Consider the following 23309-nt stretch of genomic DNA (forward strand, 5'->3'; position numbering starts at 1 on the left):
ACTTAATTACTTGCGGGTGCATTATCTTTGAATAACTTGTAATCTAGACTGTCTACCAATGCTTTAAATGAAGCATCAATAATATTTGGTGATACCCCAATGGTAAACCAATTGACTCCTTTCGCATCAGTGCTTTCAATGCTTACTCTTGTGACTGCTTCTGTACCTGTGTTTAAAATTCTTACTTTGTAATCAACTAATTTTAAATCTTTTAAGTAAGTAGAATATTTTTCAAGTTTATTTACATTTTTTCTAATTGCATTATCAAGAGCATGAACTGGCCCGTTACCCTCACCTTCACATATTATTTTTTGACCATCTACTTCTAATTGAGCTTTTGCAAAAGAAATTATTTCTCCTGAGATATTTTTTTTAACTGAAACATCATATTCGTTAATTGAAATATACCTTGGTATCTTTCCCATTAAACGTCTTGCAAGTAACTCAAATGAAGCGTCCGCACCATCATAACTATAACCAATAAACTCTCTATCTTTAACTTCGTCTAAAAGTTTTTTAATTTTTGGATCATTTTTTTCAATTTTAATACCTATTGAATTTAATCTTGAAATAATATTTGATTGACCTGATTGATCTGACACAACAATATTTCTTGAGTTACCAACTTCCGCTGGTTCAATATGCTCATATGTTTTAGGATTTTTTTGTACAGCAGAAACGTGCATACCACCTTTATGTGAAAAAGCTGATGCACCCACATAAGGTAAATGTTTATTTGGTTTTCTATTTAATAATTCATCTAATAACCTTGAGCATTGAGTTATTCTTTTTAAATTTTCAGGTTTAATATTTAGTTTATAATTTTCAGAATAATCTTTTTTTAAAAAAAAAGTTGGTATAAGAGATGTGAGACTAGCGTTTCCACATCTTTCACCTAAACCATTAATAGTTCCTTGAACTTGACGTACACCAGCTTGTACAGCAGCCAAACTATTTGCAACTGCGTTATCAGTATCATTATGCGCATGTATGCCTAAATTATCTCCTGGTATATGTTTTGAAACTTCAGAAATAATACTTCCAACTTCATGGGGAAGTGTTCCGCCATTTGTATCACATAAAACAATCCATCTTGCGCCATTATCATAAGCTGATTTTATGCATGCTAATGCATATTCAGGATTAGACTTGTATCCATCGAAAAAATGCTCTGCATCAAACATAAATTCTTTACCCGATTTAACAATATACTTTGCACTTTCACCGATGTTAGTAAGATTTTGTTCATTAGTAATACCTAAAGCAACATCAACTTGAAAATCCCAGGATTTACCAAATAAGCAAATGGAAGAACTTTTTGAGTTAATTAATGATGCTAACATTGGATCATTTTCAGCACTGTGTTCTGATTTTTTGGTAATCCCAAAAGCCGTAAGTTTTGCATTTTTAAAACCATGATCTTTATTAAAAAATTCAGTATCTGTGGGATTAGCACCAGGCCAACCTCCCTCAATGTAATCTACACCTAAAATATCAAGTGAGTTTGCTATTTTTTGTTTATCATCAATAGAAAAGTCCACACCTTGGGTTTGGGCTCCATCTCTAAGTGTTGTATCAAATATATATAGTTGTTCTTTACTCATTTTAATTTCCAAGAAGTTTTACCATCTTTATCTTCTATTAAAACACCTTTGTCTAAAAGGTAGTCGCGAATATTGTCTGCTTCTTTATAATTTTTTTCTGCTCTAGCTTTGTTTCTAAGCTCTATTTTTTTTTCAATTTCTACATCTGAAATTTCTACTTTTATTTTTTTAAAATCTAGCCATTCTTCTTTAGTCTCATGAAGTAAACCAATAAAATTACATGCTGAATTAAAAATTTGTTTATCTTCATCATTTCCTTTGTAAGCCTTGTCATAAAGTTTATGTAAATTAGCAATATATCCTGGGGTATTTATATCGTCATACAAAGGTTGAACGATTTCATCAGTTAATTTTTTGTTTGACGGTAAATAAACATTATACCACTTATCAATCGTATTTTGACAATCATTTAATAATTTATCATTCCAATCTAACGGTTGCTTATAATGAGTGCTAATCAAAGCTAACCTTAAAACTTGTCCACTAATTTTTCCTTTAAAATCTTTTATCTTTAAAATATTTCCTTGAGATTTTGCCATTTTTTCATTCGACATGGTAATAAAAGCATTATGTAACCAATAGTTAGCAAAAACCTTAGTGTCATTTGCACACCTTGATTGTGCTATTTCATTTTCGTGATGTGGAAAAATTAAATCAATACCTCCACCATGTATATCAAATTCATTTCCTAAAAAATTCTTAGACATTGCAGAGCATTCTAGGTGCCAACCAGGTCTACCTTTACCCCAAGGAGAGTCCCAAGATGGCTCATTTTCTAAAGAAGGTTTCCATAATACAAAATCTTCTGGGTTTTTTTTATTTTCACTTACTTCAATTCTTGACCCAGCAATTAATTCATCCAATTTTTTATTTGATAATTTGCCATAATCATCAAACTTTTTAACTTCAAAATAAACATGGTTTTTATTTTCATAGGCATAACCTTTCTTAATTAATTCAGAAACCATCTCTATCATTAAATTAATATGTTCAGTTGCTTTGGGTTGTTCTGTGGGATTTTCACAGTTTAAAAACTTACAATCATCACTAAAACTTTTAATAATATTTTGTGTTAAATCTGAAATAGATATTTTTTTTTCCTCAGAAGATTTAATAATCTTGTCATCTACGTCTGTAATGTTTCTAACATAAGTGACTGATGAATATTTATTTTTAAGTATTTTAAATAAAATATCAAAAATAACTAAAGGTCTTGCATTACCAATGTGTGGATCGTCATAAACTGTAGGGCCACAAACATACATCCCTACATTTTTTTCATCAATTGGAACAAATTTTTCTTTTTTGTTGTTTAGATTATTAGTTAAAAAAATATCATTACTCATAATTTTAGAAATATACCTAATTGATAGATTTGTGAATCTATTTGATTAATTTGGAATTTTGCAAACTGGAATTGGCTCCATTTTATGTAAATTTTGTTTTCTAATACTCTCGTATTGTTCTCTATTTACTGAATTAGGATTTTCCATGGCTTCTTCTAACTCTTCATATTTTAATCCTAACTGACCTTCATCAGTTCTTGCATCGTCCCATAATCCATCTGTTGGGGCGGCCTCTATAATCTCTTTAAGTATTCCAAGTTCTTTACCAAGTTCCCATACTTCTGTTTTATTGCAATCTGCAATTGGAGATATATCTACTCCACCATCACCATATTTTGTATAAAATCCAACACCAAAATCTTCAACCTTATTACCTGTACCAACAACTATTCCTTTATTAGCAGCAGCTACTTGATAAAGAGTTGTCATTCTTAATCTTGCTCTGGAATTTGCCATTCCGTGCTCACTATCAAATTTGGATAGACTGGAAGTAAAAGATTTAAACAAATCATCTAAATTAATGGTGTGTGCTTCAACATTTTTAAATTTTTTAACCAACCAATCTTGGTGCTTTAAGCTTAAATCGTGTTGATTTGATTTTTGTCTAATTGGCATTGATAATACAATAGTTTTAATACCTGTCATTGCACTAAGAGTACTTGAAACAGAAGAGTCTATTCCTCCTGAGATTCCAATTACAAGAGACTGAGCTTTTGAGGGCATGCTCTCAACATAATTTTTAATCCAATTTGAAATAAATATTATTTTTTCTGAGGGTTTCATTGTTAAAAATATTATTAATACTTAGCTTACAATATTTATGATGCAGCTTTATTTGCATTTTTAGAATAAGAGCTATTCTTTTTAATCTCATCTGAAATCAAAAAAGCTAATTCTAAAGCCTGATTTGCATTAAGTCTTGGATCGCAATGAGTGTGATATCTTGAAGATAAATCTTCTTCTGAGATTTTGTGAGCTCCACCAATACATTCTGTTACATCTTGACCAGTCAATTCAATATGTAAACCTCCTGCATAACTGCCTTCACTTTGATGACAGGCAAATACATTTTGAACTTCTTTTAACACACTATTGAAGGGTCTTGTTTTAAAACCAGTTGTAGCTTTAATAGTATTACCATGGCATGGGTCACATGACCAAATAACATTTAATCCTTCTTTTTTAATGGCTCTTATAAGTTTTGGTAAATATTTAGAAACATTATCAGCACCAAATCTTGAGATTAAAGTAATTTTGCCTTTATCATTATTTGGATTAATTCTATTACATAAATTGATTAAATCGTCAGGTTCAAGAGTTGGGCCACATTTGATACCTATTGGATTTTCTATCCCTCTACAGAATTCAACATGACCACCATCTAATTGTCTTGTACGGTCTCCAATCCAAACAAAGTGTGCGGACGTATCATGGTTTTCACCAGTTGTTGTATCAGTTCTTGTCATTGCTTCTTCAAATGGCAATAACAATGCTTCGTGTGAAGTCCAAAAATTAACAGTATATAATCTATTATTGAAATCAGAATTTATTCCACATGCTTCCATAAAAGCTAAAGCGTCTGCAATTTTATCTTCTAATTCTTTAAATCTTTTTGTCTCTGGAGTTTTCTTTATGTAATCTAAATTCCATAAATGAACTTTATTTAAATCTGCAAACCCACCTTTAGAAAATGCTCTGATTAAATTTAAAGTAGAAGCTGACTGTGAATAAGCTCTAAATAATCTTTTTGGATCTGGAACCCTGGCGCTTTCTGAAAATTCCATACCATTAATATTGTCACCTAAATAGCTAGGTAATTCTACTCCATCTTTTACTTCAACAGGTGAGCTTCTTGGTTTTGAAAATTGACCTGCAATTCTTCCAAGTTTAACAACTGGTAAAGAAGCTGAATAGGTTAACACCAAAGACATTTGTAATAATAATTTAAATGTATCTTTGATATTGTCAGGATGGAACTCTGCAAAACTTTCAGCACAGTCTCCTCCTTGCAGTAAGAAAGCTTTGCCATCAACTACATCGGCTAATTGAGATTTTAAATGTCTAGTTTCACCAGCAAATACTAAAGGTGGAAACGCCTCAATTTTTTCCAAAACGTTATCTAATCCTTTTTTATCTGGATACTCGGGTATGTGTTTTACAGGATAATTTCTCCAGCTATTTTTTTTCCAATTTTTCATACAACTCTGAATTGTTAACAGAGTTTAGGAATTATTCAACTGTGACTGATTTTGCTAAATTTCTAGGTTTATCAATATCATAACCCATTTTTAAAGCAGAATAATAAGCTAACTTTTGCAAAGGAATTGTTAGTAAAAATGGAAGTAAATCATCATTTGTATTTTCAACTTCGATTTTTTCCCACACGTTTTCTGAAAATACCTCATCTTTACTTTTATTGGTTATCAATAAAACTCTTGCACCCCTTGCAATAACTTCTTGCATATTTGAAATTGTTTTTTTGTAATAATTGTCTCTAGGCGCCAAAACTACAACGGGCATTCCCTCTTCAATTAATGCAAGGGGGCCATGTTTCATTTCTCCAGCAGGATAACCTTCTGCATGAACATATGATAATTCTTTTAATTTTAAAGCTCCTTCAAGAGCAATTGGAAATGAAAAACCTCTACCTAAAAACATTGAACCCTTGGCTTCATTAAATGTTGAAGATATGGCTTGTATTTCATTATCTATTAGTAAAGTTTGTTCAACTAATTTTGGTAAATTTTTTAGTTCTTTAATTTTTTTCTTATAGTCTTCTGTTTTAATATCCTTTTTCAGATAACCTAATTTTAAGGACAAAATATATAAAATTAGTATTTGCCCTAAAAAGGCTTTTGTTGAAGCTACCCCAATTTCTGGACCACAATGAATAGGTAAAACAAAATTAGCATCTCTTGCTATTGAGCTTTCTATCACATTTACAACAGCACAAGTTTTCATATTATTTTTCTTACACAAATCTAAAGCTGCGTATGTATCCGCAGTTTCTCCTGATTGTGATACAAAAATATATAAATTTTCAGACTTAAATCGGTTTTTTCGGTATCTAAATTCTGATGCTATATCAATGTTTACATCTAGTGATGTTAGTTCTTCAAACCAATATTTTGCCATTAAGCAAGAATGATACGCAGTACCACAACCAACTAATGTGATGGATTTAATATCATTAATGTTCCATGGAAAATTAATAATGTTTATATCTTCGTTAATACTATCAACATACTCTTTAATTCCTGTTTTTAATGTTATTGGCTGTTCTTCAATTTCTTTAGCCATGAAATGTTTAAAATCACCTTTATCATATACTTTTTCATTTGAAGAAAGTTCTAGTATTTTTTTATTAATTTTTTTTCCCTCATCATTAAAAAAAGAAACGTGATCTTTTTTTATAATACAAAATTCTCCATCTTCTAAATATGAAATTTTATTAGTCATAGATTTTAATGCATAAGAGTCTGAGCCTAAATAATTTTCATTTGGACCATAGCCAACTGCTAATGGTGACCCTCTTCTTGCTCCAACAATTAAATCAGGAAGATCTTTAAAAACAATACCAAGAGCAAAACTGCCATGTAATTGTTTTAAAGTTTTAGTGATCGCGCCTTCTAGTTCTAACTCTTTCAAATTTTCAGTAATCAAATGAACGATTACTTCGGTATCAGTTTGAGATTTAAATTTATGACCTTTGTTGATTAAAAATTTTTTTAATATTGTTGAATTTTCGATAATTCCATTATGAACAATTGAAACATTCTCTGATGAATGCGGATGTGCATTAACACTATTGGGGATGCCGTGAGTTGCCCATCTAACATGTCCAATGCCAACATTTCCTTTTAAATCTTTTAGATTAAAATTTTGCTCTAGCTCATCTACACGTCCTTTTGATTTAACTTCATTAATTTCTCCATTATAAAGAGTCGCTAATCCTGCTGAGTCATAGCCTCTGTACTCAAGTTTCTTTAATGAACTAATAATGTTACCTGAAACGGATTTATGACTTGAGATACCTATTATTCCACACATAATTATTTTATTTTTCTCTTATAGTTCATAATCTCAGTTTGAATAGATCTTGTTAATGCCAATGATTTCTTTTTCACATTTTTAGTAATAACAGAACCCGCTCCCACTACGCTATCACTATTAACAGTTACTGGTGCAACCAATGAAGAATTAGATCCTATAAAAACATTATCTTTAATTTTTGTTTTACTTTTCTTAAAGCCATCATAATTACAAGTTATTGTTCCAGCACCAATATTAACTGATTTTCCAATTACGCTATCACCCACATAAGATAAATGATTAACTTTAGATTTTTTTCCAATTGTACTTTTTTTTATTTCTACAAAATTTCCGACCTTTGATCCTTCTTTCAGAATCGTGTCTGGACGAATTCTGGCATATGGTCCAAGCTCAACTTTATTTTCTATTTTACAAGACTCTAAATGTGAGAAGGATTTAATAATAACGTTATTTCCAATTTTAACATTTTTTCCAAATACAACATATGGTTCTATCGTTACATTTTTTCCAATTTTTGTATCTTCAGAAAAAAAAACAGTTTCTGGGCCATTCATTTTTACTCCAGATTTTAAGAATTTATCTCTAAGTTTGTTTTGAATTTTACTCATTTTTAAAGCTTTCATCTTTGAAATTCTTTATATTAAGTATATAGCTAAATTAATTCACATAATATTTCTTAAAAATACTTTTAAACTATGAAGCAAATTTTGACTGTTTTATTTGATCTTGATGGAACATTGGTTGATACAGCGCCAGATCTATTGAGAGCACACAATCATGTTATGGAAAAATTTGGATATCCTACAAAATCTACAGAAGAAATACGAAATCTAGTTGGGCAAGGTGCTGGTGCTATGCTTGGAAGATCCATTTGGGGACAAGCTAAAAAAAAATTTGGAAAAGTTGAAGATCAAAAAATTAAAAAACAAATGATTGATGCATTTGTAGATTATTATGGAAAAAATATTATCAATGAAAGTACTCTAATTAATGGAGTCAAAGAATTTTTAAAATGGTGTAAAGAAAAAAATATTTCAATGGCAGTGTGTACTAATAAACAAGAGCACTTAGCAGTTGACCTTCTTAAAAAAATTGGAATTTATGATTATTTTGAATATGTGGCTGGATCTAATACTTTTGATTATTGCAAACCTGATCCTCGACATTTAACTAATGTAGTTGAAATTTTAGGTGGGGAAATAAAAAAATCGATTATGATTGGTGATAGTGAAACAGATGCTAATGCAGGAAAGAATGCTGGTATCCCAGTAATTTTACTAGAGGATGGTTATACAGAAAAAAATACTACTGAAATTTATCATAATCACCTAATTAAAGACTTTGTAGGTGTTGAAAAAATTATCTCAACCTACCTTTAAGATTGATTATTTTATTTTTGACTATAAAACTCTTCCATAACTAGGAAGTTATTTTGATCAATCATAAAGTAAAAGTTTATCCTTCAAAAATTCCATTATCAAAAAAGAAGCAACTTGCTTGGAAAATCGCAGAAATCGCAAGTGACAATGCAAAGTTAGATGAAGAAGCTATTGAAATGGTAATTAACAGAATTATCGATAATGCCTCAGTTGCTATTGCCTCTTTAAATAGAAGACCAGTTATTTCATCCAGAGAAATGGCATTAAAACACTCAAGAAAAAATGGTGCTACACTTTTTGGAGTAAATAATAAATTAAAATTTGATTGTGAATGGGCTGCATGGTCGAATGGTACAGCTGTAAGAGAATTAGATTTTCATGATACTTTTTTAGCAGCCGATTATAGTCATCCAGGTGATAATATTCCTCCTTTGATCAGTGTTGCTCAACAAAATAGAAAAAGTGGTTTAGATCTTTTAAGGGGAATTATTACTGCTTACGAGGTTCAGGTAAATTTAGTTAAAGGCATATGTCTTCATAAACACAAAATAGATCACATTGCTCATCTTGGTCCAAGTGTTGCTGCTGGTTTGGGATCAATGCTAAGATTAAATACTGAAACAATATATCAAGCTGTACAACAAGCGCTTCATACAACTATTTCAACAAGACAATCTAGAAAAGGAGAAATTTCTAGTTGGAAAGCTTATGCACCAGCTCATGCAGGAAAACTTGCTATAGAGGCAGTAGATAGAGTCATGCGAGGTGAAGGAGCTCCTAGTCCAATTTATGAAGGTGAGGATAGTGTAATTGCAAGAATATTAGATGGAAAAAAAGCGTTATACAACGTTCCACTTCCAAAAAAAAATGAGAGCAAAAAAGCTATTCTAGAAACATACACTAAAGAGTATTCTGCTGAATATCAATCTCAGGCTCTAATTGATTTAGCAAAAAAACTTAAGAAAAAAATTCCAAATCTTAATCAAATAAAAAAAATTGATATTTTTACTAGCCACCATACCCATTATGTTATTGGGACAGGTGCAAATGATCCACAAAAAATGGATCCAAATGCAAGCAGAGAAACTTTAGATCACTCAATTATGTATATTTTTGCTGTAGCATTAGAGGATGGTGATTGGCACCATGTAAAATCTTATACAAAAGCTAGAGCTAACAAAAAAAGTACAATTAAAATTTGGAGATCAATTAAAACATTTGAAGATAAAAAATGGACTAAAAAATACCACGATCCAGATCCAAAAAAGAAATCATTTGGTGCTAAAGTTATTGTCACTTTAAACAATGGAAAAAAAATTATTGAGGAACAAGATAGAGCAGATGCTCATCCGTATGGTTCAAGACCGTTTAAGAGACAAAATTACATTAACAAATTTTTAACTCTTACTGATGGGATTTTAGACAAAAAAGAAAGTAATAGATTTATTAAAACTGTACAAAAATTAAAATCGTTAAAACCTGGTCAGCTTGATCAACTTAATATTGAAGTTAAGAAAAGTAAGATTAAAAGAAATTTAAAAAAAGGAATATTTTAGTGCACTTTGTAGAAAAAGAGCCAAGTCAAAAAAGAATAGATTTTGCTGAAAAACTAAAATCAAATAAAATTTTAAGAGTACCTGGTGCTTACAACCCGTTAACAGCAAAACTTATTGAAGAAATTGGTTATGATGCAGTTTACGTATCAGGGGGTGTAATGGCAAATGATCTTGGTTTTCCTGATATTGGATTAACAACCTTACAGGATGTTAGTACAAGATCTTATTTAATTTCGCGAGTTACAAATTTACCAACAATAGTTGATATTGATACGGGATTTAAATCTTGTAAAGAAACAATTCAAACATTTGAAGATTTTGGAATAACAGCTGTTCACTTAGAGGATCAAATTGAAAGAAAACGTTGTGGCCACTTAGACAATAAAGAGTTAATTTCAACAGATGCTATGGTTAAAAAAATCAAAGAATGTGTTGATGCAAAAAAAGATGAAAACTTTAAAATTATAGCAAGATCTGATGCTAAAGGTGTTGAGGGTATCGATAAAATGATTGATAGATGTAAGGCTTATATTGATGCGGGTGCTGAAATTGTTTTTCCAGAGGCATTATATGATGAAAAAGATTTTGAGAAAGTTAGAAAAGAATTATCCTGTTATTTGCTAGCTAATATGACAGAGTTTGGAAAATCAAAACTTTTTAATTACAAAGAATTGGAAAATTTTGGATATAATATTGTAATTTATCCAGTTACAACACAAAGATTAGCAATGAAAAATGTCGAGGATGGCTTAAGGGACATTTATACTAATGGACACCAAAACAATATTATTGATAAAATGCAAACTAGAAAACGTCTTTATGAGTTAGTGGAATATGAAAAATATAACTCATTAGATGAAAAAATTTATAACTTTAGTACGGAAGGACATGAATAATGGCTGATGATGTAAAAAAAGGATTACTTGGAATAGTAGTTGATGAAACAGAAGTCTCTAAAGTTATGCCAGAAATTAACTCTCTAACCTATAGAGGTTATGCTGCTCAAGATTTATGTGAATATTGCAAGTTTGAAGAGGTTGCCTATTTAATTTTAAATAAAGATCTACCTAACTCAATTCAATTAAAAAAATTTGAAAAAGAAGAGAGAAATAATAGAGAATTATCAAAAGATCTTTATGCGATTGTAAAAAGAATGCCAAAAAAATCCCATCCTATGGATGTTGCAAGAACAGCTGTAAGTTTTATGGGATTGGAAGATAAAGAAACTTCAAACTCATCTCCTGAAGCAAACATGAGAAAAGCATTAAGAATTTTTGCAAAAACCCCTACTGCGCTTGCTGCATTTTATAGACTTAGAAAAGGAAAAAAAATTATAAAACCTAAAAAGAATTTAAGCTTTGCTGAAAACTTCTTTTACATGTGTTTTGGTAAAGTACCTCAAAAAGAAATCGTAAAAGCTTTTGATGTATCTTTGATTTTATACGCAGAACACAGTTTTAATGTTTCAACTTTTACTGCAAGAACAATTACTAGCAGTTTATCAGATATTCATGGAGCAATTAGTGGAGCGATTGCTAGTTTAAAAGGACCTTTACATGGTGGTGCTAATGAAGAAGTGATGCACATGATGGATAAGATTAAAAAACCTGAAAATGCACTTAAGTGGATCAATAATGCTCTAGAAAATAAAGAAGTTGTGATGGGATTTGGTCATAGAGTTTATAAATCTGGAGACTCTAGAGTTCCAACAATGAGAGAATACTTTGGTAAAGTTGCAAAAATTAAAAAAGACAAAAAATTTGAAAAAATTTATGACATTGTTGAAAAAGTTATGATTGAAAAGAAAAATATCTATCCAAATGTCGACTATCCTACTGGCCCAACATACCACTTAATGGGTTTTGATACAGATTTCTTTACCCCAATTTTTGTAATTTCACGTATTACAGGTTGGTCAGCTCATATTATGGAGCAACATGCTGCAAACAAACTTATTCGACCTTTAGCTAAGTATAAAGGAAGTCAACACCGAAAAGTTTTAGAACTAAACTACAGATAAATCTTAACTATTTATTGGTAGATTTTTGCAAATCGACCTTCGCAAAGAATATCAATTTTAAAATTATTTTTTTTAACAAATTCATCGATTGCAATCTTTACATCTGGTAAATGTCCAAAATTATAATCATCACACATAATCACACCATTTGACTTAGTAATAACTTCTAAACTACATTCTAAATCATTTTTAACAGTGTCATAAGAATGGCCACCATCTAAAAAAACAAAATCTACTTTTGACATATCAATTTTTTTCATAACAACATTAGAATTTCCTTTGATTAAATTAACGTTATCAGTAAATCTTTTCAGAAAATCCATAACTGCTGGCTTGCTATAAGGATTTTGTTTTTTTATATATTTAAAATATAAATTTTTTATTGGGTTAGAAAAAACAGTACTTGGTATTAATTCATTGGAACTTTCATCCGTTTCCTCAAATAAATCTATACCTATATATGTGAAATTTTTTTTATGTATTGCAAATAACAGCTCACATAAATTTCTTGCAGTTACACCATGGAATACACCAACTTCCAATACAGTTTTAGGAGATAACTTTTTAACCTCGTTAAGAAAAAAATCTCCAACACCTTTTTGTTTAAGACTGGTCTTACGGAAATACTTTTTATATTTCAATTTAACTAAATACTTCTGACCAAGTTCCTTGAGTTGATGCTTTAGAATATTCAGTTGCTCTTCCTTCAAAGAAGTTCATATGCTCAACTGCATTCAACATAGTATCAAGCCATCCAAGAGGATTTTTTTGAACGTCATAAATTCCCTCTAAGCCTAACTGAGATAATCTTCTATTTGCAATAAATCTAATATATTGTTTAACATCATTGGCTGTTAAACCTTCCATCGGACCCATTTCAAAAGCTAAATCAATAAAAGCATCTTCGTGTTTAATTATTGTTTTGCAAGCTTCATAAAGTTCTTTTTTAAGTTGCGGCGTCCAAGTTTCAGGGTTTTCTTTAATGAAATCTTTAAATAATCTAATCATTGAATTACAATGCAAAGTTTCATCTCTTACAGACCACGTAACAATCTGACCCATACCTTTCATCTTATTGTGTCTTGGAAAGTTTAATAAAATTGCAAAACTTGCAAACAACTGAAGACCTTCGGTGAAAGCACTAAATACTGCAATTGTTTTTGCAATATCATGATTTGATTTAACATCAAATCCTTGCATATAATCATACTTATCTTTCATTTCTTTGTATTTCATGAAAGCAGTATATTCAGTTTCTGGCATACCGATTGTATCAAGTAAGTGTGAGTAAGCAGCAACATGGACTGTTTCCATTGAAGCAAATGATGACATCATCATTAAAACTTCAGTAGGTTTAAATACATTCATGTAATGTCTGATATAGCAATTACTTACTTCAACATCAGCTTGTGTAAAAAATCTAAAAATTTGGGTTAGTAAATTTTTTTCTGAAGTACTAAGATTTTTCTGCCAATCTCTAACATCGTCCCCAAGTGGTACTTCTTCTGGTAACCAATGAATTCTTTGTTGTGTTAACCATGCATCATAACACCATGGATATCTGAATGGTTTGTAAACGGGATTTGCAATTAGCAATCCATTATTATTTTTTTTTGGGTTCGTTTCCTCAGAATTAATTTTTTCTGCTACTGACATGATAGACACTCCTCGTACTCTGGTTCTTTTTCGGTTGATTTATTTTTATAAACATTAGCAAGAATATCTGTTGATTTTGCATCATTAATATTCTCTGCTCTTTGGATTGATTTTGATCTGCAATAATAAAGACTCTTTAAACCCTTTTTCCAAGCATCAAAATGAATTTTATGTAATTCTTTTTTATGAACATCAGCTGGTAAAAATAAATTTACAGACTGTGCTTGAGAAATAAATGGTGTTCTGTCACCACTTAACTCAATTATCCAACTTTGGTTCAATTCAAAAGCTGTCTTAAAAACATCTTTCTCTAAATCGGTTAGAAAATCTAAATGAGAAACAGATCCTTGATTAGTTGTTATAGTTGACCAAGTTTCATCATCATTTTTTCCATGACTTTCAAGAATTTCTTCTAAATATCTATTTCTAACATTAAAAGATCCAGATAAAGTTTTATGTGTGTAACTATTAGCTGCAATTGGCTCTACTCCTGGTGAGGCACCACCACAAATAATTGAAATTGAAGCTGTAGGTGCAATAGCTGTTTTATTTGAAAACCTTTCTTGATAACCGTATTCAGCTGCATCAGGACAAGCGCCTCTTTCATCTGCTAAATCTTTAGACGCTTGATTTACTTTTTCATGAATGTTTTTAAATATCTTTTTATTCCATACTTTAGCCATCACTGATTCAAGTGGAATTCTATTCTTTTGTAAGTAAGAGTGAAAACCCATAACACCAAGACCAACACTTCTTTCTCTTTCAGCAGAATATTTAGCATCTTTAAATTGGTCTGGAGCTTTATTAATAAAATCAGTCAATACATTATCAAGAAATCTCATAACATCATTGATCATGTTAGGATCATCTTTCCATTCATCATATTTTTCTAAATTAAGTGAAGACAAACAACAAACAGCTGTTCTATCTCTTCCATCTTTGTCTATTCCAGTTGGTAAAGTAATTTCACTACATAGGTTTGAAGTTTTAACAGTTAAGTTTGCAAGCTTATGGTGCTGTGGTATTTGTCTATTAACCGTATCGATATAAATGATGTAAGGTTCACCAGTTTCAATTCTTGCGGTTAATAATCTTATCCATAAATTTCTTGCAGAGATAGTTTGTTGAATTGTACCATCAGCAGGACTTTTTAATGCCCACTGCTCATCAGTCTCAACAGCTCTCATAAACGCATCAGATAATAAAACACCATGATGAAGGTTAAGTGCTTTTCTATTTGGATCACCGCCTGTTGGTCTTCTCATCTCAATAAATTCTTCTATTTCAGGATGATCAACTGGAAGATAACATGCAGCTGAACCTCTTCTTAAAGAACCTTGGCTAATTGCCATAGTTAAAGAGTCCATAACTTTTATAAAAGGAATTATTCCTGATGTCTTTCCAACCTTACCAATTTTTTCACCAATAGATCTTAAGTTACCCCAGTAACTTCCAATACCTCCACCTTTAGCTGCTAACCAAACATTTTCACTCCATAGATCTAAGATACCACCTAGGCTATCTGAAGCTTCATTTAGAAAACACGAAATAGGTAAACCTCTTTTAGTTCCGCCATTCGAAAGCACTGGTGTTGCGGGCATAAACCACAAATTACTAATATAATTGTAAATTCTTTGAGCATGTAAATTATCATCTGAATAAGTGCTGGCTACTCTTGCAAATAAATCTTGAAAAGATTCGTTGTGACCAAGGTATCTATCTTTAAGGGTTGCTTTCCCAAAGTCAGTCAAATTTGCATCTCTAGAACGATCAATTTTGATAATAATACCTTTATCATTTTGAAAAAGTTCAGTTTCATTATTTAGTGAAAATAAATCAGGTCTTGAGACTTTTGAAACTTCATTAACTGATGGGCTATATTCAGAGACAGCTTTCTTGAGTGCTTGTGATAGAATCTTGTTCATATTTTTATTATAAATTGTTGTTTAAGCGAAAACAACTATATGTTGTATGCGCTTTGACTAAATACACTATATAAATAGCTTATCAATAGAACATTTATAGAACGCGACAAAAAAATTATCAATAAAAAAATTGGAAAAAGTGTAAGTAATTAACAGTATGAGTGAACAACTTAAAATAGACCCCTACGGATTTAGAGAATACGACGCGCGATGGTTGTATGAAGAAAGCATAAATAAATTTGGAATAACGAATCTGGGTAAAGGTTTAGGAACACAAATTATAAAACATACAAAAAAAAATAATCCTAGAGTAATCGTTGGTCAAGATTATCGATCTTATAGTGAAGAAATAAAAGAAGCTTTGAAGGAAGGATTAATTTCAACAGGGTGCTTGATTGAAGATGTTGGTTTGTCTTTATCTCCGATGGTTTATTTTGCTCAATTCAATTTAAACGCAGATGCTGTAGCTATGGTTACAGCAAGTCACAATGAAAATGGTTGGACAGGAGTAAAGATGGGTATTTCAAAGGGACTAACACATGCTCCAAAAGAAATGAAAGAATTAAAAGAAATTACACTTAATCAAAAATTTATTAAAGGAAAAGGACAAGAAAAAAAGATTAATGATTTTCAAAAAATTTATAAAGACGATTTAATAAGTAAAAATAAAATCAATAAAAAGATAAAAGCTGTTGTGGCATGTGGAAATGGCACAGCGGGAATATTTGCACCAGATATATTAAGAGGAATAGGTTGTGAGGTAGTTGAGTTAGACTGTAATTTAGATTGGACATTTCCAAAATACAATCCAAATCCAGAGGATCTTGAAATGCTACATGCGATTGCAAAAGCAGTTAAAGAAAACAATGCTGATATAGGTTTTGGATTTGATGGAGATGGAGATCGAGTTGGTGTTATAGATAATAATGGTAATGAAATTTTTTCAGATAAAATAGGTTTGTTAATTGCTCGAAACCTAGCTCCAAAACATAAAAACTCAAAATTTGTAGTTGATGTAAAATCAACAGGACTTTTTGCTAAAGATGAAATATTAAAAGAAAATAACTGCGAAACGGTTTATTGGAAAACTGGTCATTCACATATCAAAAGAAAAGTAAATCATGAAAAAGCTTTAGCTGGTTTTGAAAAAAGTGGCCATTTCTTTTTCAATCAACCATTAGGTTTTGGTTATGATGATGGAATTAACTCTGCAATTCAAGTTTGTCATTTACTGGATAATCAAGACAAAACGATGAGTGAAATTATTAAGGAACTTCCAAATACCTTTCAAAGTCCAACAATGGCTCCATTTTGTAAAGATGAAGAAAAATATCAGGTAGTAGATGACATTGTAAAAGAATTTGAAGAATTAAAAAAACAAGGAACTGAAATTGATAATCAGCCCATAAAAGATATTTTAACAGTAAATGGTGTAAGATTTACATTTGAAGATGGTTCATGGGGACTAATAAGAGCTTCATCAAATAAACCTTCATTAGTGATCGTAACTGAAAGCCCAACTTCAGATGAAAGAAAGAAAAAGATTTTTGAATTTATCGATCAATTACTTCAAAAAACTGGGAAAATTGGTGAATATGACCAAAAACTTTGAGTTTTTTTTGTTCACAAAATTAAATTACAACTATTAAGTGTTCATAAAACTGTAAAGAATCATTTAAATTTTAATCTGAGGTGATGGAGGGAGACTGAAGTCACCTCTTTTTTTTTATACCCTCTTCTAATTTTTTAATCATACTTTTAAGTAAAGAGTTTTTATAAGGTTTTCCCTTAACTACCCACACAGATAAAGGCCAAGAACTATCACTTTTCTTTCTTGCTATAATGTGAATATGTAGCTGTGGAACTATATTACCAATTTTTTCAACATTTAATTTGGTAGTTTTAAAGATCTTTTTCATAACATTACTACAAAAAACGATTTCTTTGATTAAGGTAACTTGATCCTTAGAATTTAGATCTGTTATGTCAGTCACCTTGTTTCTTTTTGGAACAAGTATGATCCAAGGGAATTTTTCATTATCAATAAGTCTGACACTACACAATTTTAAGTCAGCTATATAATGAGAAGTTTTTAAAAAATTCTTATTAACTTTATTCATCATAATTATATCTTGAAATATTCATACAAAAATTTACCAGCAACAATTAATAAAAATATCCCAAAAATTTTGCTTATTTTATTTTTATCAATTTTATGAACTGTACGGGCACCAATCCTTGCCATAAATGTTGTTATTGGAATAAAAATTAAGAAAGCTGGAATGTTTAGAAAACCAATGCTAAGAGGAATATTAGTTTTTAAATAACTGCCAGAGATTAAAAAGCCTATTGCGCCAAATACTGATATCAAAAAACCAATTGCAGCAGCACTTCCTATTGCTCTGTTTATAGAATAACCAAAGAATTTTAATATTGGAACATTCATTATTGCTCCACCAATTCCCATTGGAGCAGATATAAAACCGACAATAGCTCCTAATATGATTTTCAAATGTAGTTTTATTGGAATTATAATGGTCTTCTCTTTTTCCTTAAGCAACAATAAATAAATACTGAGCAAAAGTATAACAATAGAAAAAAATAAAATTAGAGTTTTTGTTTTGAGTGATGCAGCAAAAATTGTTCCAAGTACAACACCTATAACAACAAATAATCCATAATTTTTTACAATTTCAAAATCGACTGCTTTAAATTTATGATGAGTTAATACAGATACTGTTGATGTAGGAATTATTATTGCAAATGAAGTACCGACAGCTAAATGCATTAGGTATTGTTGATCTACTCCTAAAGAATTAAAAATATAATACAAAAAAGGTACAGTTATTAATCCACCTCCAATACCAAACAATCCAGCAACAAATCCGACAGGAAAAGCCGTAAATAACATTAATAAAATCGGATAAAAATATTGGCTATCTAAAATTGTATTAAACAGATTGACCTACGCTATTTTCAACATTGTTATATTTTATCTTATCCATGATATGATCTATTTTTTTAACATCAGCATCACGTACACACATATTTTCACTTAAATATCTTTTCCAATGACTTGCTCCTGATTGACCATGAAATAGACCAAGTGTGTGTCTCATAATTTGATTTAGTCTTGTTCCTTTTTTAAGTTCATCTTTAACATATGGAATTAATTGCTCAATTACTTCCTGTCTGCTTAATATATTTTCGTTATTAAAAATTTCTCTTTCAATATCTGCTAAAATATAAGGTGTGTGATAAGCTGATCTTCCGATCATTACTCCATCAGTTTTTTTGAGATGTTGTTTAACTTGATCAACATCAGTAATCCCACCATTGATAATTATTTCATCATCTGCAAAATCTTTTTTAAGATTATAAACATAATCATATTTTAAGGGTGGAATATTTAAATTTTGTTTTGGAGTAAATTTTCCAAGCATTGCTTTTCTTGCATGGATAATAAAGGTTTTAACTCCAGTAGATTTGATTGTTGAAATAAACTTATGAAAAGTTTCATAGTCCTCAACATTATCATAGCCAATCCTTGTCTTGATGGTAACTGGTAACTTTGTAACTGATTGCATCTTACTTAAACAATCAGCGACCAAGTTAGGTTCTTTCATTAAACATGCACCAAATTTATTTTTTTCTACTTTTTTACTAGGACAACCAAGATTTAAATTTATTTCATCATATCCAAAATCTTCTCCAACTTTAGTGGCCTCAGATAAAAGTTTAGGAGAAGAACCTCCTAATTGAAGTGCTACAGGTTTTTCATTAATGTTAAATTCAAGCAATTTTTTCTTATCTCCCCTGTTAATAGCTTCATCAACTACCATTTCAGTGTAAAGAAGAGTGTGTTTTGAAATTAATCTTAAAAAGTACCTCTCATGACGATCTGTGCAGTCCATCATAGGAGCAACTGATACTTTCCTGTTCATAACTGGACTTTATATGATTTTATTAAGAGTTTGAAGTTTCGTTATCTTCAGAGTTTTCTTGCACTTCTATTGCAGCATCTTGTTGGCTTTCTGTCTCAGAAACTTCATCTAATGAAACTTCACCATCTTCAGAAATGTTCTCTTCAGCAACAGAGCTTTCAACATCAGGTTTTGCCGTTTGTGATAATTCTGCTAAATCTTCTTGTGATACTTGAATTTTTTCTGGAGCTTTTCTAGCTCTTTTTGAAGGAAGAATTGGTGCACCACTTTTTGAAATTTCACCTTTATATAAGCTTTCAAAATCATCGCCTACTTCTTCATCATCTTCAGCTCCATCATCAACTTGCTCAACATGTTTTCTAAGTTTATAAACTGCACTTTCAGTTAAATCTGGAACTTTAATTTTTTCTTCAGCAATTTCTCTTAATGCAATTACTGTATTTTTATCGTTATCTCTTTCAAGAGTTGGCTCTATACCAGAATTTAATTGCGTTGCTCTTTCTTTTGCAACTAAAACTAATTCATAAGGACTATCTACTTTATCGATGCAATCTTCTACGGTTACCCTAGCCATGCGCAGTATCTATACAGTAGCCTTTAAAAAATCAAGCTTAAATTCTAAAGATATTCTGGGTTTAGCTTATTTTTAATTGAAAATAACAAGATAATTGAAGCTAGGATGTAAATCCCAGCAACAATAGATATTTGTTCTATAGAAAAGCCAAAATCTATTAATATACCAAATAAAGCTGTTCCAAATGCAGTAGAAAAAACCATTAAAGATGTAGTTAAAGCTTTTATTGAACCAATATGTTTAACTCCATAAATTTCTGCCCAAGTTGAAGAGCCTAAAACATTAGCTAAACCATTTGAGATCCCTATTAAACCTAAAAAAATAAATGATGAAATTTCAGAATTAAAAAAATAAAGAACAACTGCTGAAAAAAATAAAGGAGTATTAATATATAATAATAATTTTCTACTTGTAAATTTGTCAATTAAAAAGCCTGAGATAAATAAAGTTATAACTGACAGTATTGAATAAACCATAAATGATTGTGCAATAATATATGGTCCCCAATTTTTTGATGTTGTAATAAATGATTGATAAACAAAAGTACCGGTAGCAATCCAAGGCATCGCCAACATAGTCATACAAATAATATAAAATCTATAATCCTTTAAAACTTCAATTCTTTTCCATTGCCTAATTTCTCTTGAATTGTTTACTTCTTTTACTTCTTCGCGAGTGTCTAGCTTTACATCTCTAATAAATAAGTATGCAACTATTGGTAAGATTATTATTACAATGATTGAAATTGTAATCCATATATCTCTCCAGCCTAAAAAGGTTAAAAGAAAAACAATTAATACGGGTAATATAAATTCAGCTAGAGACAAACCTAACCAACAAGTGCTTAAAGCTTTTCCTCTACTTTTTTCAAAAAATCTAGATACTGTCGTTGTAGCAGTATGCGTAGTTAATCCTTGACCAGCTAAACGCATTAGAAAAATTCCAAAAAATAAAAAAATTACTGAAGAAATTTTTGAAAATATAAAACAAGATACTGCTAAAAAAACTATCACATAAGATGCAAATTTTATAACATCTACATCATCTATTTTTTTTCCAACCCAAACTAAAACAAAACTACTTAAAAGTGTTGCTGAAGCATAAATTGAACCAAACTGTCCGTGACTAATAGACAATGCATCTCTGATACTTGAATTAAACAAGCCAAGAAAAAAACTCTGTCCAAAACTAGAAAAAAATGTAAAAATGAAACCAAATATAATTACTTTTAAACTTAAACTTTTAAACATAGAGAGAATTTATGACTTGTAATGTTGCTTTCATAGGTCTTGGGGTGATGGGCTACCCAATGGCTGGATATATATCAAAAGCCGGTCACAATGTAACTGTTTTTAATAGAACTAAATCTAAAGCTGAGAAATGGGTTTCTGAATACAAAGGTAAACTAGCTGACACTCCTGCTGAAGCAGCAAAAGATGCTGAATATATCTTTACATGTGTAGGTAATGATAATGATTTAAGAGAAGTAACATTTGGTGAGAATGGAGCTTTTAAAACAATTCAAAAAGGATCTATCTATATTGATAACACAACTGCATCAGCTACAATTGCAAGAGAGATTTATGATCACGCAAAGAAAAGTGGATTTGGTGCATTAGATGCACCTGTATCAGGTGGTCAAGCTGGAGCTGAAAATGGTGCACTGACTGTGATGATCGGTGGTGATCAAGCTGATTTTGATAAAGCAAAAGATAAAATTGATTGTTACAGCAAAAAAATGAAATTACTTGGCAATGCTGGTAGTGGACAACTTGCTAAAATGGTCAATCAAATTTGTATTGCTGGATTAGTTCAAGGTTTATCTGAGGGTATAAACTTTGGAATGAAAGCTGGCCTTAATATGGAAGATGTAATTGAAGTCATATCAAAAGGTGCCGCGCAATCTTGGCAGATGGAAAATAGATACAAAACAATGATCGAAGATAAATTTGATTTTGGTTTTGCAGTAGATTGGATGAGAAAAGATCTTAAAATTGCTATGGATGAAGCTAAGAATAATGGAGCTTCATTACCTGTTACAGAAATTGTAGATAAATACTATGGAGAAGTTCAGGAATTAGGTGGCAATAGGTGGGATACATCAAGCTTAATTAAAAGATTCAGAAAATAATATCGTATGCAACCAGCATACTATGAAAATTTTGATGAGATAATTAAGAAAATTTGGTTGATGCTTAATGATGCAGTAACCAATAGAAGTTCTCAATTTAGAATACCTGTATTTATTTGTGGCACTCAAAATGATTTTGATGGAAGAATTGTTGTCTTAAGAAAATCAGATCAAGATAACAATCTAATTCAATTTCATAGTGATATTAGATCAGATAAAATTGAAAAACTTAAATCAAATAATAAAGCTAGTTTAATTTTCTATGATAAAGAAGAAAAAATACAGGTAAGAACTAAAGTTGAATGTACTGTTAATCATAAAAATGAAGTTACTGAACAATCTTGGTTAAAGACTGCCCATATAAGTAGAAAATGTTATCTTGTTGATAATGGTCCTGGTACAGAGTCAGTTGAACCTACATCTGGTCTTAAACCTGAAAAAGATAATTTTGATTACACAATGGAAGAAAGTGAAAAAGGATATGAAAATTTCACTGTCATTCAATGTAAAGTTAAATATTTTGAGTGGTTATATCTTGCAGCAAAAGGACATAGAAGAGCAAGATTTGATTTAGAAAATGATAAAAGAGTTTGGCTTGTACCTTAATTCTAAAAAATACTCTTTGAATATTTTTTCCAATTATCTTGGTAGTGTTTAGTATTTTCCATCACTGCTTTTTTCTCTTCTTCAGTGACTTCTCTAATAATTTTACCTGGAGATCCAACAACCAGTGAATTATCAGGTATTTCTTTATTTTCAGTGATCAGCGCTTTTGCACCAATAATACAATTCTTTCCAATCTTTGCATTGTTAAGAATTACAGCACCTATTCCAATTAAACTTTTATCACCAACAGTACATCCATGTAGCATAACCATATGGCCTACAGTTACATCTTTACCAATTTTTAATGGACAACCAGGATCAGTATGAAGGACACTTCCATCTTGAACATTTGAACCCTCACCTACAAAAATATTTTCAATATCGCCTCTTAAAACTGCGTTAAACCAAATACTTGTATTTTTTTCTAAAGTAACATCTCCAATTATTGTTGCATTAGGTGCAACCCAATTTTCACCTGAACTTTTGGGTTTTTTATCTTTTAAATCATAAAACAT

General features: G+C 30.5%; 22 protein-coding genes. 7 read left to right on the top strand and 15 right to left on the bottom strand.

The features are described 5' to 3' along the window. Positions 1-2: 2 nt before the first annotated feature. The 6 genes from cimA to B9N70_RS03490 are packed head-to-tail and all read right to left on the bottom strand — an operon-like array spanning position 3 to position 7611. Positions 3-1604 (bottom strand): citramalate synthase, encoded by a 1602-nt coding sequence (gene cimA, locus B9N70_RS03465; protein ID WP_085115122.1) that lies wholly within the window; start codon positions 1602-1604, stop codon positions 3-5. Next, on the bottom strand, positions 1601-2950 hold the full coding sequence (gene cysS / locus B9N70_RS03470; RefSeq protein WP_085114416.1) for a cysteine--tRNA ligase: 1350 nt from the start codon (positions 2948-2950) through the stop codon (positions 1601-1603). The genes cimA and cysS overlap by 4 nt, the downstream gene beginning before the upstream one ends. A 45-nt stretch (positions 2951-2995) precedes the next feature. Then, on the bottom strand, positions 2996-3733 hold the full coding sequence (gene nadE, locus B9N70_RS03475; RefSeq protein ID WP_085114417.1) for an NAD(+) synthase: 738 nt from the start codon (positions 3731-3733) through the stop codon (positions 2996-2998). A 35-nt stretch (positions 3734-3768) separates the two neighbouring features. Further along, positions 3769-5148 (bottom strand): class II 3-deoxy-7-phosphoheptulonate synthase, encoded by a 1380-nt coding sequence (locus B9N70_RS03480; RefSeq protein ID WP_085114418.1) that lies wholly within the window; start codon positions 5146-5148, stop codon positions 3769-3771. Positions 5149-5179: 31 nt separating this feature from the next. Next, complete coding sequence (glmS, locus tag B9N70_RS03485; protein WP_085114419.1) at positions 5180-7000, bottom strand: glutamine--fructose-6-phosphate transaminase (isomerizing); 1821 nt, start codon at positions 6998-7000, stop codon at positions 5180-5182. Between the two features lie 2 nt (positions 7001-7002). After that, positions 7003-7611: a DapH/DapD/GlmU-related protein gene (locus B9N70_RS03490; protein WP_231909429.1), complete on the bottom strand. Its 609-nt coding sequence runs from the start codon at positions 7609-7611 to the stop codon at positions 7003-7005. 87 nt (positions 7612-7698) lie between these two features. Here B9N70_RS03490 and B9N70_RS03495 point away from each other — a divergent pair, with 87 nt between their 5' ends. The 4 genes from B9N70_RS03495 to B9N70_RS03510 are packed head-to-tail and all read left to right on the top strand — an operon-like array spanning position 7699 to position 11958. Further along, the gene (locus B9N70_RS03495) at positions 7699-8382 is read left to right on the top strand and encodes an HAD-IA family hydrolase (protein WP_085114421.1); all 684 of its coding nucleotides are present in this window, start codon (positions 7699-7701) and stop codon (positions 8380-8382) included. Positions 8383-8435: 53 nt separating this feature from the next. Further along, a complete protein-coding gene (locus B9N70_RS03500) occupies positions 8436-9938 on the top strand; it encodes an MmgE/PrpD family protein (protein WP_085114422.1) in 1503 nt (500 codons plus the stop codon). Continuing rightward, a complete protein-coding gene (prpB, locus tag B9N70_RS03505) occupies positions 9938-10834 on the top strand; it encodes a methylisocitrate lyase (protein WP_085114423.1) in 897 nt (298 codons plus the stop codon). Before B9N70_RS03500 ends, prpB begins: the two co-directional genes overlap by 1 nt. Beyond that, positions 10834-11958, top strand: coding sequence for a bifunctional 2-methylcitrate synthase/citrate synthase (locus B9N70_RS03510; RefSeq protein WP_085114424.1), 1125 nt, complete (start codon positions 10834-10836; stop codon positions 11956-11958). The genes prpB and B9N70_RS03510 overlap by 1 nt, the downstream gene beginning before the upstream one ends. 11 nt (positions 11959-11969) lie before the next feature. Here the strand turns inward: B9N70_RS03510 and B9N70_RS03515 are convergent, their stop codons facing one another. The 3 genes from B9N70_RS03515 to B9N70_RS03525 are packed head-to-tail and all read right to left on the bottom strand — an operon-like array spanning position 11970 to position 15539. Continuing rightward, a complete protein-coding gene (locus tag B9N70_RS03515; protein ID WP_085114425.1) occupies positions 11970-12599 on the bottom strand; it encodes a class I SAM-dependent methyltransferase in 630 nt (209 codons plus the stop codon). 1 nt (position 12600) lies between these two features. Then, positions 12601-13614 (bottom strand): ribonucleotide-diphosphate reductase subunit beta, encoded by a 1014-nt coding sequence (locus tag B9N70_RS03520; RefSeq protein ID WP_085114426.1) that lies wholly within the window; start codon positions 13612-13614, stop codon positions 12601-12603. Further along, positions 13605-15539: a ribonucleoside-diphosphate reductase subunit alpha gene (locus B9N70_RS03525; RefSeq protein ID WP_085114427.1), complete on the bottom strand. Its 1935-nt coding sequence runs from the start codon at positions 15537-15539 to the stop codon at positions 13605-13607. The genes B9N70_RS03520 and B9N70_RS03525 overlap by 10 nt, the downstream gene beginning before the upstream one ends. A 157-nt stretch (positions 15540-15696) precedes the next feature. Between B9N70_RS03525 and B9N70_RS03530 the strand changes: the two genes are divergently transcribed. Further along, complete coding sequence (locus tag B9N70_RS03530) at positions 15697-17151, top strand: phosphomannomutase/phosphoglucomutase (RefSeq protein WP_085114428.1); 1455 nt, start codon at positions 15697-15699, stop codon at positions 17149-17151. Between the two features lie 100 nt (positions 17152-17251). Here B9N70_RS03530 and B9N70_RS03535 read toward each other — a convergent pair whose 3' ends face one another. Genes B9N70_RS03535 through B9N70_RS03555 form a run of 5 tightly spaced genes read right to left on the bottom strand, consistent with a single transcriptional unit; the run spans position 17252 to position 21307 of the window. After that, complete coding sequence (locus B9N70_RS03535) at positions 17252-17662, bottom strand: HIT domain-containing protein (RefSeq protein WP_085114429.1); 411 nt, start codon at positions 17660-17662, stop codon at positions 17252-17254. Positions 17663-17664: 2 nt separating this feature from the next. Beyond that, complete coding sequence (locus B9N70_RS03540) at positions 17665-18450, bottom strand: sulfite exporter TauE/SafE family protein (RefSeq protein ID WP_085114430.1); 786 nt, start codon at positions 18448-18450, stop codon at positions 17665-17667. A 40-nt stretch (positions 18451-18490) separates the two neighbouring features. Next, a complete protein-coding gene (gene dusA / locus B9N70_RS03545) occupies positions 18491-19483 on the bottom strand; it encodes a tRNA dihydrouridine(20/20a) synthase DusA (protein ID WP_085114431.1) in 993 nt (330 codons plus the stop codon). A gap of 22 nt (positions 19484-19505) precedes the next feature. Beyond that, a complete protein-coding gene (gene rpoZ, locus B9N70_RS07155; protein ID WP_085114432.1) occupies positions 19506-20057 on the bottom strand; it encodes a DNA-directed RNA polymerase subunit omega in 552 nt (183 codons plus the stop codon). 44 nt (positions 20058-20101) lie between these two features. Next, positions 20102-21307: an MFS transporter gene (locus tag B9N70_RS03555; RefSeq protein ID WP_085114433.1), complete on the bottom strand. Its 1206-nt coding sequence runs from the start codon at positions 21305-21307 to the stop codon at positions 20102-20104. A gap of 11 nt (positions 21308-21318) precedes the next feature. Between B9N70_RS03555 and B9N70_RS03560 the strand changes: the two genes are divergently transcribed. Both B9N70_RS03560 and B9N70_RS03565 read left to right on the top strand, forming a co-directional pair. Continuing rightward, a complete protein-coding gene (locus B9N70_RS03560; protein ID WP_085114434.1) occupies positions 21319-22188 on the top strand; it encodes an NAD(P)-dependent oxidoreductase in 870 nt (289 codons plus the stop codon). Between the two features lie 6 nt (positions 22189-22194). Beyond that, entirely contained in the window at positions 22195-22794 is a 600-nt protein-coding gene (locus B9N70_RS03565; RefSeq protein WP_085114435.1) for a pyridoxamine 5'-phosphate oxidase family protein, read from the top strand. Positions 22795-22796: 2 nt separating this feature from the next. Here the strand turns inward: B9N70_RS03565 and B9N70_RS03570 are convergent, their stop codons facing one another. Next, positions 22797-23309: a gamma carbonic anhydrase family protein gene (locus tag B9N70_RS03570; RefSeq protein WP_085114436.1), complete on the bottom strand. Its 513-nt coding sequence runs from the start codon at positions 23307-23309 to the stop codon at positions 22797-22799.

Source organism: Candidatus Pelagibacter sp. HIMB1321, from assembly GCF_900177485.1.
Taxonomy (GTDB): domain Bacteria; phylum Pseudomonadota; class Alphaproteobacteria; order Pelagibacterales; family Pelagibacteraceae; genus Pelagibacter.